Genomic DNA, 13,835 nt, shown 5'->3' on the forward strand with positions numbered 1-13,835 from the left:
AGTCAATAAAATCGAATTGTTCAAAAAAAATACATATTTTTTTATTCACTCTTGTCGACTGTTTGAGTTTGTTTCGATTTACTTTTAGACATCATTGACAACGTAAACTGCTTTAATTCGCCCAGTAAATGCTGATGTACATGTGATAATTTAGGCTTATTGTGTTTATTAAAGGCAATGGGACGACACAAGGTCATCGCTTGATAACCTAGCCGTGCGGTAAGTAAACCACCACCAAGCCCTTGTGCAATTCGGGCAGATAACTTACCAGTCATTTCTACTGATAATAATTGGGTTCCTAAATCGGTAATCACCTCGGTACTGCCAGCATAAATAATATTAGTCACAATGCTACGGATCAGTTTTATACGGCTCCAGTACCCCAATTCCACCGCATAAATTGCAGCAACTTCATTAATCATTTTTTGATTTCGCCACAAAATAATAGCCATATCCAAAGCAGCTAATGGACTTGCGGCTAATAGTAATGCCGATTCAGCAGCAAAGCGGTTAACACGTTTTTTGGCCAGTAAATCACGTTCGGACAACACAATATCTTCAAATAATAATACAATCTCAGCATCATTATGTTCATGGCTACAGGCTTGTAAATATTGTTGTTTAGCCTGGTTATTAGGATATTTTGCCAATATTGGTGCCAAAAATGATTTGGCCTCGCCCATTTGCATACTTAGTGACAATCGTTCAGCTTTAGCTTGATGATCACTGACCTTTTTAAGATTAACTAATTTGCGCCATTCTTTGAGGGTAATCACACATGCCCACAAACTCACAATAGCCAGCACTGTGGCATAAAAACCAAATAACCATGGACTTTGCTGCAAAGAATCAATTAAGCCCATCACGGTTTGCACTACCACCAATAGCACCAAAGCAAATACTGACAGTTTGGCCAGTAGCGACCAACGCTTTGATTTTGGAGGTTGAATGCTTTCTTCCATTGATGCTGGTAATTCTGTTAGTGATTGCTCACAAATAAAATCAACTTCTTCAAACGATTTAGTTGGCTTAATCGTTTGTTCAGCAGAATGAGTTTCATCTGCCACAATAAGGTCTGACTCGGTAAATAATTGCGATTTCTTTATCGGCGAATTGCGTGTAGGTTCATTCATAACTAATGCTCACATTTATTCTCAAAATAAAAACTATTAAGATAATTTATCGCCTAATAGAAACTCCAACAGGTGGTCGAGACGAATGTGTTCGAATTGCGGATTATTATCATGCATATGGCTCAAGTTGGGCGGTAGAAAAGCACTAAAGCTAAAGCCTTGTTGTTGCCAAAACTGAGCATCGGGTAATGATGTAGGTACATCTCCTGGGTATACAGTGACTTGCTTACCATCAAGCCCAGTGCCTTTTACCACTTCTTGTTGACCCCCCGCTATATTAACCATCCCGTGCTGAGTGGCTTTAATGGCACTTATCGCCATGGTTTCAACTTCACTGCCTTCAAAGTTGGCATAATGCTGGCTTTGTTGCAGCATGGCGGTTAACAAACTAAGCACATGACTTTGCTGATCACGGGTCACTCGGTCTACTTGGCTGGCAGCAAATAACACTTTATCTATCCGTGGTGAAAATAAACGTTTAATTAAGCCCGATTGGCCAAACTGAAAACTTTCCATAATGCTGTTTAACGCACGCCCCATGTCATTAAATTGTGCCTGACCATGATTAAGTGCGTTTAAACAGTCAACCAATACTAGTTGACGATCAAATCGAGAAAAGTAGTCGCGGTAAAAAGGCTTAACCACTTGTGATACGTACTGATCATAACGGCGTTTAAGAACGTGGTAGTTTGAGTCACTTGAGCTTGCTGATAATTCTGTGTGCTCAATAGGACTTAAACTAAGCAAGGGAAAGAATGTCAATAATGGAGTATTTTCATACTCTCCTGGTAATAACATGCGCCCAGGCTGCGCGTGGTAAAAGCCCTGTTGTCGTACCAAATCAACCAATAAGATTTGATACAAATCGGCAATGTGTTTAAGTTGCTGCTCGTCAGCTAATTGACTTAAGTCTAACTGTTCTACAGCCTGATTAAATGCACTGAATAAAGGTGAGTGGCGTAAACATGACACATTAATTTGTTGTGATAAGCACCATTGGCTGAAATCTTGTTTAAGCATAGGTAAATCAAGTAACCACTCACCGGGATAATCAACAATATCAACATACAAGGTTGCTGTATCGGTCAATTTGGCTAACAAACCTTGTTGTGGCTGGTACTTAATCGCTAAACGTAATTCAGTAATATTTTTGGTCGAAGCAGGCCAATAAGGAGGTGATGAGCTTAATGCATTCATTGCGCCTTGATAATCAAAACTGGCAATGTCTAAATCAGGTTGCATAGCCCGATTAACGGCAATTAACCGACCTTCACGTGCGACTTGCCACAAGGGTAGCGGATTGTGCTTAGCACTTTTACCGGCATGCAATAACTGATTGACTAAACCACTGATAAAAGCTGTTTTGCCTGCTCCTGATAACCCAGTAACGGCTAATCTGACATGACGATCTGTACTGCGATGAACCAAAGATTGCGCGGTTTGAGTGACACGAAACAAAGAACGGTCTAAAAATCTCATGATGGCTGATGGCCCCCCTAAAGAACAAGGGCGGATAACCGCCCATTAGAAGAATTAAAGACTATTGATTTGGCGTTTAAGATCGAAATTGTCTGATGTGACATGTTCCTCGAGTCGTCTTAATCGGACTTCTAATCCATTAAATTGACGATTAACATCAAACAATGCTTGCTTTGCAGGCTCACCTGCTTGCCAAACTTTCTTTTTAATTTCAATATCTTTGTACTGTTCTTTGTGTTCTAGGTCTTGTGGTTTAATATCTAATATCATCCATAGTGCGATATAAATAACCAACACGACCCCTGTCCCACCCAGTAACAATATCGACACAGCAATCACTCTTACTAGCCATGTCTCAAAGTTAAAGTAATCAGCAAGACCTGAACACACCCCAGCCACTTTACCACTTTTTGGGTTGCGGTATAGGGTACGACCATTAGCTGAGCTCATGTTTTGCTCTCCATTCTGGTGATTCAGTATCTAAAATCGCTTCTAATGTTTCGATGCGACCGCTCATTTTTTCTGCTTTAGCGATTAGACCATTAAGCTGATTGAATTCTTCCTCGGTGAGCCCCTGGCTCACTTGTCGCTTACTGCGATAATGAAGAACCAACCAGATAGGTGCCACAACCACCATAAAGATGATAATTGGTGCAATAAGAAGATCCATATCCATAACTCACCTCTGAATAAATTTACGCTTTCGATTTAGGTTGTGCTTTTGCACTCATTTTTGCTTTCAATGCTGCTAATTCATCATTGACAGAATCTTCTGCCTCTAATGCTGCAAACTCGTCAGCAAGGACGTTCTTTTTACCTAAATCATATGATTCTACTTGTGCTTCAAGTCCTTCAACTCGACGCTCGTATTGTTCAAACTTCATCATGGCATCATCAATTTTGCTTGAATCAAGCTGCTTCTTTACTTCAAGACGTGAAGTAGCAGTTTGCTTACGCATAATGATGGTTTTTTGACGAGCTCGAGCATCGTTCAGTTTTTCTTGAAGTTGGGCTATTTCGTCTTTTAAACGGGCAACATGTTCTTCAACAACTTGTAGCTCGTTTTCAAGACTGGTTAATAAACCAACCGTTTTTTGTTTCTCACCTAAGGCTGCTTTTGCTAAGTCTTCACGATCTTTGGATAGTGCTAACTCAGCTTTATTTTGCCAATCTTGGACCTGCTCTTGAACGCGAGCAATTCGGCGAAGTAATTCTTTTTTCTCAGCTAATACTTTTGCAGAGGTTGAACGAACTTCAACAAGTGTGTCTTCCATTTCTTGAATGATAAGACGGACCATTTTTTCTGGATCTTCTGCTTTATCAAGTATTGCGCTAATATTTGAATTAACGATATCGGCGAAGCGAGAGAAAATTCCCATAATGTGTTCCTCAAAGTTAACATGGATGTCGCAATAGGTATTACACATTACGTGCCAACATTTCCAAATACAATAATATCAAGCATTTAAACAAAAAATTAACTTTTTCTTTCATTTATCACTTAAGCCATTTATCATGATTTTCACTAATTATTAGTCGAATTCACCAACAATTTTGCGAGTAAGCTAACTGTGAGCAAACAATTCCAGCAAGATAATCTCATCGGCCAATCTAATGCTTTGCTTGAAGTATTAGAACATGTGTCTAAAGTTGCGCCATTATCAAAGCCTATACTCATCATTGGTGAGCGCGGTACTGGCAAAGAATTGATTGCTGAACGATTACACTATTTATCGCCTCGTTGGGATCAAAACTTTATCAAATTGAACTGTTCTTCACTGAGTGAAAATTTACTAGAAAGTGAGCTGTTTGGCCATGAGTCTGGTGCATTTACTGGTGCAAAAGGACGACATGAAGGCCGTTTTGAGCGCGCTGACGGTGGCACACTGTTTTTAGATGAGTTAGCCAACACATCTGGATTAATCCAAGAAAAATTATTACGTGTTATCGAATATGGTGAATTTGAACGCGTCGGTGGCAGTAAAACGGTTCAATCTGATGTTCGGCTTATTTGTGCCGCCAATGAAGATTTACCCACCTTGGCTGACAATGGTGAGTTTAGAGCAGATTTACTCGATCGTTTAGCCTTTGATGTGATTACCTTGCCCCCATTAAGGCATAGAACCGAAGACATTATGCCGTTGGCAGAACATTTTGCGATTAGTATGGCAAGACAACTATCACTAGAGTATTTTGGTGGATTTAGTCCACTCGCGATAGAACAATTAATGATGCACCGCTGGCCTGGAAATATCCGCGAATTGAAAAACGTTGTTGAGCGAAGTGTGTATCGTGAAGGGGCTGATGGCCAAGAAATTGATCATATTATATTAGACCCGTTTGCATCGCCCTATCGTCCGGTTAATCGAATCAAAACCCGCGAGCGTCAATCGGCGCCAGTTGAACATGTTGCAGACATCATCACAGAACACCAAGCGCCAAGTACTGAAACAGATGCATCAGTGTTGCTCAATAGCATCGAATTTCCAATAGATTTTAAAGAATATACTGAAAAAAGCGAAATAGAATTATTACAACGCGCGTTAGCTGAAGGCCAGTATAATCAGAAAAAAACCGCAGATTTACTAGGTTTAAGCTATCATCAACTGCGCGGAATTTTGAAAAAGTACAACTTACTCGACAAGAGCTGATTCTAGGTGGGACATGCGCATTGCCCCAATGCAATGAACACTGTTAAAATGTACCTTCAAAATCGAAAAAATATGATCACACTATGCCTGTTATTGTAAAACGCTGGTATCAGCTGATGTCTTTATGCCTCGCCAGCATCATGTTGACTGCGTGCGGACAGGCTCAATTGCCTTCTGGCTTGGTATATTGCAGCGAAGGTAATCCAGAAAGCTTTAATCCTCAGCTTGTGACATCAGGAACCACTATTGATGCCACTTCTCACCAAATTTACAGCCGTTTAGTTAACTACAGCCAAGAAAAAGCCGTTATCACACCCGGTTTGGCGACATCATGGCAGGTGTCTGACGATGGCTTAAGTTATCAATTTACCTTGCGTGAACATGTGAGTTTTCATAAAACACGCCATTTTAGTCCCAGCAGAGACTTTAATGCAGATGATGTATTGTTTTCATTTAACCGTATTATCGATCCGCTCCACCCCTACCATTTAGTCAGTAGAACTGGTTATCCATTTTTTCAAAGCATTGGATTTGCAGAGTTAATCGACAATATTGAAAAAGTAAATGACTACCAAGTTATCTTTCATTTAGTGCGTAAAGATGCATCTTTTTTATCTAATCTCGCTACTGATTTTGCCGTTGTGTTATCGGCTGAATATGGCTATCAGCTTTTAGTCCAGGGCACCCCTGAAGATATTGATTATTATGCGGTCGGCACGGGTCCTTTTCAGCTAAGCCAATATGTGAAAAACGAATATATTCGTTATAAAAAGAATCCTGTTTATTGGGGCCCCACGGTTGAGATCGATCAATTAGTGTTTGATATCACTCCCAGAAGCACCGCACGTATTGCCAAATTAATTACCGGTGATTGCAGTGTGTCAGCACTACCCAAAGCCGGCGAGTTAGCCGTGCTTGATCAACATAAAGATATTATTGTTGATGCCAAACCTGGACTAAACGTCGCATTTTGGGCCTTCAATACTCAAAAACCTCCGTTGGATGATGTGCGAGTAAGACGAGCCCTTGCACATGCTATTGATAAAAAGAACATTCTAGACGTTGTGTACAATGATACCGCAGTAGAAGCGACTGGGGTGTTACCACCAGCATCTTGGGCTTACAGTAAAAATTTATCGCCCAATGAATATAATCCTGAAAAAGCCAAAGAATTACTTAAACAAGCAGGCGTGTCTAATCTATCGATTAATGTGTGGGCCATGCCTGTAGCGCGAATTTATAACCCGAGTGCACTGAAGACAGCTGAGCTCATCCAAGCAGATTTAGCCCGAGTTGGGGTAAAGCTGAATATCATTAGCTATGATTGGAGTGTGTTCACACAGAAGCTAGCCAGTTCCAATTATGATTCGGTTCTCATTGGTTGGAATGCCGATAATAGTGACCCTGATAATTTTTTCACTCCGCTACTGAGCTGTGCGGCGTTAGCATCAAACAATAATCGCTCTCGCTGGTGCCAAAAAGACTTCGAACATCTATTAACTCAAGCTCAGAGCGTGTCGACCCAACCTGAACGTAAAGCGTTTTATCAATCAGCGGAAGCCATTATTAGCGATCAAGTTCCAATGGTCACGCTCGCTCATGCTAAAAAAGTGGTGTTAAAAAAGAACAATATCACTACCATGCAAATTAGGCCTTATGGCGGTATATCTTTTGCTAAAACAACCCAAATAATAGAGGGAAGCGAATAAATGTGGCGATACCTTTTTAGTCGCATAACCCTGTTTATGGCTACATCATTGATAATGATAGCCGTATTATTTATGGCATCGGGGCAGTTTCCTGTAAGTAAAGCGTATTCACTTTCGGGCATCCAATATCCAACGATTGAACAACAACAGCAAATTCAAAAGGATTACCAATTACAAGATAACCAACTACTGCAATTTACCGCTTACTTGCGCCAACGCTTATCAGGTAACTTTGGTATTTCTAGTAACTCACAGCAAGAAGTATTAGAAGAGTTAGAAGCGGTATTGCCAGCCTCTTTTGAATTATCGTTATTTTCTGGTTTTATTGCGGTGTTCTTTGGTGTTCCTATCGGCATACTCGCCGCGTTAAGCACTAATAAAGCACTGCAGAATAGTATTTTAGCTGTTACTTTAACCGGCTATTCTATCCCAGTGTTCTGGCTTGGCTTAAGCTTATCCATGTGGTTTGGGGTCAATCTTGGCTGGTTGCCTATTTCAGGACAGATTAATTTACTGTACGAAATAGAACCCGTCACAGGGTTTATGTTGATAGACACCTTATTATCCGAGTCGACATATCGGATACCTGCATTTCATGATGCATTGCTGCACTTAATATTACCGGCAGTAACCTTAGCAGTATTGCCTTTTACCTTGGTCGTGAGGATCACTCGACAAGCCATTTTAAATGTGATGAATCAAACCTATATTCGCGCCGCTGAAGCACGAGGCTTACACACGGCTAAAATTCTGTTTCGTCATGTATTGCCCAACGCTTTAATTCCGGTAATAAAAAGTATTGGCTTAATGTTAGGCTCATTTGCCAGTTATGGCATTGTAGTTGAAGTGATATTTTCATGGCCAGGAGTCGGCAGTTGGCTAGTATCGGGCATTTATCAACGCGATTATACTGTGATTCAAGCGGGTATTTTATCTGTCTCATTATTAATTATTTTCTTAAGCATTTTAATTGATTTACTGCATACAGCAATCAATCCAATGAGCAGAAAGGAATTGTATGCCTCGAATTAAGATATACCAAGAAGACCATATAGCCTCTCCTATGTGGCGGATGTGGCAAACATTTTCGGCAAATCCTTTTGCCGTAATAGGTTTGTGGGCAGTGATTTTTTTATTAATACTCACCATTTTCGCGCCACTGCTTGCGCCATATTCACCCGAAATGCAGGACCAGCAAGTACTGCTGTTGCCGCCATCTTGGGATCCTGCCGGATCTGTAGAACACTTTCTCGGCACCGACGATCTAGGACGTGATATTTTTAGTCGTATTTTACACGGCGTACAATTAACCTTTGGCATGTCATTAATTATTGTTGCCGCGTCGCTATTTATTGGCTTTATTATCGGTTCGCTTTCAGGAATGATGCGCGGAATTAAATCGAGTATTTTAAGTCATTTATTTGATGCATTGCTGTCTATCCCTTCGTTGCTCATGGCTATTTTAGTGGTTGCCGTAATGGGACCTGGGCTTAATAACGTGTTTTGGGGCGTTGGAATTGCCATGGTTCCGCAGTTTGTACGCGCGATCCATCTCGCTGTGCATGAAGAACTACAAAAAGAATATGTTACTGCCGCCAAATTAGATGGTGCAAATTCATTGCAAATTTTTTGGTATGTCATTATGCCAAATGTGTGGGATGTAGTAATTATTCAGGTCACAATGGCCATATCAGCAGCAATATTAGATATCGCAGCATTGGGTTTTTTAAACCTTGGAGTTCAAGCACCGAGTCCAGAATGGGGGGCTATGGTCGCACAAGGGCTGGATAATTTGTTACTCGCCCCATGGACGGTTACTATACCGGGTGTCGCAATCTTGTTTACCGTATTATCGGTCAACTTAGTTGGCGATGGTTTACGTTCTGCGCTTGCACCGATAAGAAATTAACCTATGCCTTTACTTGATATTCGTAATCTCACCATTGAATTAGATACCCCTGAGGGCACAGTAAAAGTGCTTGAAAAAGTCAGTTTGACCATCAATCCCGGAGAGATCCATGGGCTGGTAGGTGAATCAGGCTCGGGACGCAGTTTATTAGCCAAAGCAATATTAGGCGTGCTCGGTCCTAATTGGCATATTATTGCCGATCGAATGATGTGGGATGGAAAAAATCTATTGGAAATGAGCGCCAAACAAAGACGTAACCTAATGGGTAGCGAAATGGCAATGATTTTCCAAGATCCGTCAGGCAGTTTGGACCCAGTTAAAACCATAGGTAGTCAATTAATCGAAGCTATGGTGCCCAACAAAAACATTCCTTTTTGGCGCCGTGGACATGATACCTATTTAAATGCCCAGAAATGGCTTCACAAAGTTGGCATAAAGAAGCCCAGAATGCTGATGAAATGTTATCCATGGGAATTGTCCGAAGGTGAATGTCAAAAAGTGATGATTGCGATGGCGGTAGCGAATCATCCTAAATTATTGATTGCCGATGAGCCGACCAACTCCATGGAGGTCAATACCCAAGCGCAAATTTTTAGATTGTTATCGCAACTCAACCAACTGCAAAATGTGTCGATTTTATTAGTAAGTCATGAACTTGAAACCATGGTGCATTGGTGTGATAACTTAACGATTTTGTACAGTGGTCAGGTGATGGAATCTGGACCTGTGAGCGAAATGGTCGCAATGCCCTATCACCCTTATACTCGGGCATTATTAAAAAACCTGCCTGACCACACTGAAAAAATGCGTCACAAGGCAACCTTACCCACATTACAAGGCTCGTCACCGTCTTTACAACATTTACCAGCCGGTTGTCGACTTGGTCCTCGCTGTCCAGAAGCGCAGAGAAAATGTGTAAAACAGCCTAATCTTGAACATATAAAAGACCGCTATTTCGCCTGCCATTTCCCTTATCAAAGTGAGCAAGAAGATGACGACGCCATTGCTTAAAGTTACCGACTTAAGTAAACAATACTTAACTGGTTACAAGCATTTTAAACCTCAATACTATCAGGCATTATCTCCAGTTTCATTTGAACTGGGTCGTGGTGAAACCTTAGCGATTGTAGGGACTGTTGGTTCAGGTAAAAGTACCCTAGCCAGAATTCTCGTGGGCGCAGAACAACGCAGTGGCGGCGAAATATTTTTTGAAGGTGAAGCCTTAGGTTCACGTAATTTAAAACAACGCTGTCGTTTGATCCGGATGATTTTCCAGGACCCAACGACCTCGCTAAACCCACGTTTATCGATTGGCAACTTGCTTAAAGAACCCTTACGGTTTAATACTCAGCTAAACTCACAAGAGCGTAAAACCTTGGTGATTGAAACCTTAAGAAAAGTGGGCTTATTACCAGAACACGCAGAGTTTTATCCACACATGATTTCAGAAGGGCAAAAACAGCGAGTCGCCGTTGCGCGGGCCTTAATGCTTAACCCTAAAATTATTATTGCAGATGAAGCACTAACAGCTTTAGATTTATCGGTTAGATCTCAAATTATTAATCTGCTATTAAAGCTGCAAAAAGAGATGGGGTTATCGTATATTTTTGTCTCGCATAATCTCAATATTATCCGACATGTGAGCGATAAAATCATGGTGTTGCAAAATGGTCATATGGTTGAAAAAACAACCACAGAAGCCTTATTTACTTCACCACAGCATGAATATACTCAGCGACTCATTCAAGAACAAAGTCAATTTATGCAAAAACGCTAAACTGCTCCAACCACTATGGTTTAGAGGCCGTTTTTGTAAAAATTAGTGCCATTTGGCCGTCGAACTATTTATCCTAGAGCCAATGTTAAAGGAAGAAGCTTAAATATGATTATTAAACCTAAAATTCGTGGCTTTATTTGTACCACAACTCATCCTGTTGGCTGTGAAGCTAACGTTAAAGAACAAATCGAACTCATTAAAGCCAAAGGCAAAATTGCTAATGGCCCTAAAAAAGTATTGGTTGTCGGCTCTTCAAGTGGCTATGGCCTTGCATCTCGTATCACGTCAGCATTTGGAAGCGACGCTGCAACCATCGGCGTATTTTTCGAAAAACCCAGCTCTGAAACTAAACCTGGTACAGCAGGTTGGTACAACACAGCGGCATTTGATAAGTTTGCTAAAGCAGAAGGCTTATATTCAAAAAGTATCAACTGCGATGCATTCAGCCATGAAGCGAAACAAAAAGTCATTGAATTGATCAAGCAAGATTTAGGTCAAATCGACATGGTGGTGTACTCGTTAGCCTCACCGGTTCGTAAAATGCCAGACACAGGTGAAGTTATCCGTTCATCACTGAAACCCATTGGCCAAACTTATACTGCCACGGCTGTTGATACCAACAAAAACACCATTATTGACACTTCTGTAGAGCCTGCAACTGAGCAAGAAATTACTGATACCGTCACGGTAATGGGCGGCCAAGATTGGGAATTATGGATGAGTGCGCTAAGCGACGCTGGCGTATTAGCTGACAACTGTAAGACAGTTGCATATAGCTACATTGGTACTGAATTAACTTGGCCTATTTATTGGCATGGCGCCTTAGGTAAAGCCAAAATGGATTTAGACCGTGCAGCCCACGCCCTTGACAGCAAATTATCTGCTACTGGCGGCTCAGCTAACGTTGCAGTGCTAAAAAGTGTCGTGACACAAGCAAGCTCAGCCATTCCAGTCATGCCTCTTTATATTTCTATGGTGTTTAAAAAGATGCGTCAAGAAGGCTTACATGAGGGCTGTATTGAGCAAATACAGCGTTTGTTTAGTGAGCGCCTGTATCGTGTTGATGGCCAAGCACCCGCAGTGGATAGTGAAAACCGTTTACGCCTTGATGACTGGGAACTTCGTGAAGAAATCCAGCAGCATTGTCGTGATTTATGGCCACAAGTCACTACTGAGAACTTGAGCGAATTAACAGACTACAATGAATACAAAGAAGAGTTTTTAAAACTGTTCGGTTTTGGTATTGATGGTATCGATTATGATGCAGAAGTCGATCCTAATGTTAGCTTTGATGTAATTGAATTATAAATAATATCGCTCTTAGCTAGTGTGAACAAAAAAGCCATAATGCCGTGCATTATGGCTTTTTTATTGTCTTAATCTTCAGCGATCACGCTGAGAATTAACACATGTTAGCATTGTGTCACTCACGCTGCATGTTGGATATATTCGCTGCAACACAAACTTAAACTATGGGTAAAAAGATAAGCAGTTGCGGTGAACCCGCTAACGATTTGGCTTGTTGCTCTTCGGTCATCTTGTCAGCAATCACATCTCGCTGCACAAACAATGGAAAATTCCTTAAGCTGACATCGTTCAAATTAAGCCAATTGCGATACAGGTAGTCTATTGCAGCACCTAAGCCACTATCATTGACCGCTTGCTCGCCACTTAAACGGATCATGGCACATCGTCCCTGTGGGATCGATTTAAGTTTAATCTGGCTCGATTCTAACGCCACTGGCTCTAAGCTTGTCAGTGTCTCGTTAGCTAACGAGACACCAATATCAATTCGATATTGCGCTTTAGCAGCTGACTCAGAGGTTGAATAAAACAGATTAAAGGTTTGACTGCCCATAGGAGATAAACCGTGCTGGCGACGCCATTCAATAAATCGCGCAATGGTTTGAGGTAATAACGAGGGATCACCATGATGTTCCATCACAGCTAATGTTTGCGCAGCAAACGATACAATCTCAACTGAATAAGATTGCTCATCTTGCTGATTAACTTCCGTTTGAAACGATTTTAGCGGTTGTTGCTTAGCAAAAAAATTGCCCCAATCAGGCGCTTGTTGGAACGATTCAGGGCTTTGACCAATACTGCGAGTGAACGATTCGATAAAGTGTTGTTGGTTACGATAAGCCAGTTTTGCCGCTATAGTGGCAAAAGGTACCTGCTTACCAAAACCTAATAAATGGGCGGCCTCTAAGCTTTTAAGCAGTTCGACATAAGCTTCAATTGATATGTGGTACAGCGCATAAAATAACGCTTCAAAGTGGCTTTGGGGAAGCTGGGCAATATTGGCCAACATGTTGAAGTCAACTGGCTCATTTAAGTGTTGATCTAAATAGGCAAGTGCCCGCTCAAATGCTTGATCTAGTCTGTGGCTCATGCCCTCTCCTTTTGAAGTAAATTATCGCAGCCTAATATTTATCATAACGAAAAAAATGTAAATTAACCTGTGGTTTCTGCGCGTCTAATCAGCGCATTTTGGGGTTAAAAAGGTGACGATGTAAACTAGTCGACTAATTGAATATCCAAACCCTCTAGCAAACTCAGTGCCTCAAATCGACTGAATATGGCTTGCTTAACGGTATTAGCCGTAATATCAATTTGATAATTCGACGCATCAGTAAAATTGGCGCCAGTTAAATTAGTATGACTAAATTGACTTAGATTAAGATCGGTTAACCGCAAATCGGCTTTAGTTAAATTAGCCTCTCTAAAGTCGACATCATGGGCACGACAATCAACAAGTGTAAGCTCGGGTAAATTAAGTGAGTAAAAATTACTGCCGTCGAGCAAACATCGTTCAAACTGAATCGTAGTTTGGGTCATAAATTGTGGCCAATGGGCTTTAGTCCAATCAATACCTATAGCTTTACAGTCGCGAAAAATAACGGCATCAAACTCAGTATCAATCACAGACAACACACTCAAGTTACACTGACTAAAAGTACAATCGATAAATTGGCAATGATAGAAATCGCTCTGGTTAAAATCACATTGCATGAAGTAACAGCGCTCAAACGTAATGTTGTTGAACTGTAAATCCACTCCTTTAAGGGACTCGAATGAATCATCATTATAGTGCGATAAGGCAAACAATTTACTCGTTTGTTCTCTAGTTACCTTGCTCATGGTTGATATCCCCTTATAAACAAAAAGACCTAG

Annotated in this window: 14 protein-coding genes; 7 read left to right on the top strand and 7 right to left on the bottom strand. The window is 41.0% G+C overall.

The window, feature by feature from the left end:
* Positions 1–41 precede the first annotated feature (41 nt).
* Genes GW828_RS10465 through pspA form a run of 5 tightly spaced genes read right to left on the bottom strand, consistent with a single transcriptional unit; the run spans position 42 to position 3,991 of the window.
* Positions 42–1,133: a TIGR01620 family protein gene (locus GW828_RS10465; RefSeq protein ID WP_273057484.1), complete on the bottom strand. Its 1,092-nt coding sequence runs from the start codon at positions 1,131–1,133 to the stop codon at positions 42–44.
* Positions 1,134–1,169: 36 nt separating this feature from the next.
* Positions 1,170–2,612 (bottom strand): YcjX family GTP-binding protein, encoded by a 1,443-nt coding sequence (locus tag GW828_RS10470; RefSeq protein ID WP_182743007.1) that lies wholly within the window; start codon positions 2,610–2,612, stop codon positions 1,170–1,172.
* Positions 2,613–2,666: 54 nt separating this feature from the next.
* Positions 2,667–3,062 carry an envelope stress response membrane protein PspC gene (gene pspC, locus GW828_RS10475; protein ID WP_124016421.1) on the bottom strand — a complete coding sequence of 132 codons (396 nt, stop codon included), beginning with the start codon at positions 3,060–3,062 and terminating at the stop codon, positions 2,667–2,669.
* Complete coding sequence (gene pspB, locus GW828_RS10480) at positions 3,049–3,288, bottom strand: envelope stress response membrane protein PspB (protein ID WP_124016420.1); 240 nt, start codon at positions 3,286–3,288, stop codon at positions 3,049–3,051. Before pspB ends, pspC begins: the two co-directional genes overlap by 14 nt.
* A gap of 19 nt (positions 3,289–3,307) precedes the next feature.
* On the bottom strand, positions 3,308–3,991 hold the full coding sequence (pspA, locus tag GW828_RS10485) for a phage shock protein PspA (RefSeq protein ID WP_124016419.1): 684 nt from the start codon (positions 3,989–3,991) through the stop codon (positions 3,308–3,310).
* A gap of 192 nt (positions 3,992–4,183) precedes the next feature.
* Between pspA and pspF the strand changes: the two genes are divergently transcribed.
* The 7 genes from pspF to fabV all read left to right on the top strand — a co-directional run bounded on the left by pspF (position 4,184) and on the right by fabV (position 11,966).
* Entirely contained in the window at positions 4,184–5,263 is a 1,080-nt protein-coding gene (gene pspF / locus GW828_RS10490; RefSeq protein WP_182722132.1) for a phage shock protein operon transcriptional activator, read from the top strand.
* Between the two features lie 83 nt (positions 5,264–5,346).
* On the top strand, positions 5,347–6,972 hold the full coding sequence (locus GW828_RS10495) for an ABC transporter substrate-binding protein (protein ID WP_182722131.1): 1,626 nt from the start codon (positions 5,347–5,349) through the stop codon (positions 6,970–6,972).
* Positions 6,973–8,004 (top strand): ABC transporter permease subunit, encoded by a 1,032-nt coding sequence (locus tag GW828_RS10500; RefSeq protein WP_182742091.1) that lies wholly within the window; start codon positions 6,973–6,975, stop codon positions 8,002–8,004.
* The gene (locus GW828_RS10505; RefSeq protein WP_273057489.1) at positions 7,991–8,881 is read left to right on the top strand and encodes an ABC transporter permease subunit; all 891 of its coding nucleotides are present in this window, start codon (positions 7,991–7,993) and stop codon (positions 8,879–8,881) included. The genes GW828_RS10500 and GW828_RS10505 overlap by 14 nt, the downstream gene beginning before the upstream one ends.
* A gap of 3 nt (positions 8,882–8,884) precedes the next feature.
* Positions 8,885–9,892: an oligopeptide/dipeptide ABC transporter ATP-binding protein gene (locus tag GW828_RS10510; protein WP_124016414.1), complete on the top strand. Its 1,008-nt coding sequence runs from the start codon at positions 8,885–8,887 to the stop codon at positions 9,890–9,892.
* Complete coding sequence (locus GW828_RS10515) at positions 9,873–10,658, top strand: peptide ABC transporter ATP-binding protein (RefSeq protein ID WP_124016413.1); 786 nt, start codon at positions 9,873–9,875, stop codon at positions 10,656–10,658. The genes GW828_RS10510 and GW828_RS10515 overlap by 20 nt, the downstream gene beginning before the upstream one ends.
* Positions 10,659–10,763: 105 nt before the next feature.
* Entirely contained in the window at positions 10,764–11,966 is a 1,203-nt protein-coding gene (gene fabV / locus GW828_RS10520; RefSeq protein ID WP_273057491.1) for an enoyl-ACP reductase FabV, read from the top strand.
* A gap of 157 nt (positions 11,967–12,123) precedes the next feature.
* On the opposite strand, the gene GW828_RS10525 is transcribed toward fabV, so the two are convergent.
* The gene (locus GW828_RS10525) at positions 12,124–13,053 is read right to left on the bottom strand and encodes an AraC family transcriptional regulator (protein WP_182697027.1); all 930 of its coding nucleotides are present in this window, start codon (positions 13,051–13,053) and stop codon (positions 12,124–12,126) included.
* Between the two features lie 125 nt (positions 13,054–13,178).
* Complete coding sequence (locus tag GW828_RS10530) at positions 13,179–13,802, bottom strand: pentapeptide repeat-containing protein (protein WP_182697028.1); 624 nt, start codon at positions 13,800–13,802, stop codon at positions 13,179–13,181.
* Positions 13,803–13,835: the final 33 nt, after the last annotated feature.

Origin of the sequence: Shewanella vesiculosa (assembly GCF_009994065.1) — a bacterium.
GTDB lineage: Bacteria > Pseudomonadota > Gammaproteobacteria > Enterobacterales > Shewanellaceae > Shewanella > Shewanella vesiculosa.

Coding starts and splice junctions, on each gene's coding strand:
- GW828_RS10515 (WP_124016413.1), top strand. CDS start 9,873: ATGACGACGCCATTGCTTAAAGTTACCGACTTAAGTAAACAATACTTA.
- pspC (WP_124016421.1), bottom strand. CDS start 3,062: ATGAGCTCAGCTAATGGTCGTACCCTATACCGCAACCCAAAAAGTGGT.
- GW828_RS10505 (WP_273057489.1), top strand. CDS start 7,991: ATGCCTCGAATTAAGATATACCAAGAAGACCATATAGCCTCTCCTATG.
- GW828_RS10525 (WP_182697027.1), bottom strand. CDS start 13,053: ATGAGCCACAGACTAGATCAAGCATTTGAGCGGGCACTTGCCTATTTA.
- GW828_RS10495 (WP_182722131.1), top strand. CDS start 5,347: ATGCCTGTTATTGTAAAACGCTGGTATCAGCTGATGTCTTTATGCCTC.
- pspA (WP_124016419.1), bottom strand. CDS start 3,991: ATGGGAATTTTCTCTCGCTTCGCCGATATCGTTAATTCAAATATTAGC.
- GW828_RS10500 (WP_182742091.1), top strand. CDS start 6,973: ATGTGGCGATACCTTTTTAGTCGCATAACCCTGTTTATGGCTACATCA.
- pspB (WP_124016420.1), bottom strand. CDS start 3,288: ATGGATATGGATCTTCTTATTGCACCAATTATCATCTTTATGGTGGTT.
- GW828_RS10510 (WP_124016414.1), top strand. CDS start 8,885: ATGCCTTTACTTGATATTCGTAATCTCACCATTGAATTAGATACCCCT.
- GW828_RS10465 (WP_273057484.1), bottom strand. CDS start 1,133: ATGAATGAACCTACACGCAATTCGCCGATAAAGAAATCGCAATTATTT.
- GW828_RS10530 (WP_182697028.1), bottom strand. CDS start 13,802: ATGAGCAAGGTAACTAGAGAACAAACGAGTAAATTGTTTGCCTTATCG.
- fabV (WP_273057491.1), top strand. CDS start 10,764: ATGATTATTAAACCTAAAATTCGTGGCTTTATTTGTACCACAACTCAT.
- GW828_RS10470 (WP_182743007.1), bottom strand. CDS start 2,612: ATGAGATTTTTAGACCGTTCTTTGTTTCGTGTCACTCAAACCGCGCAA.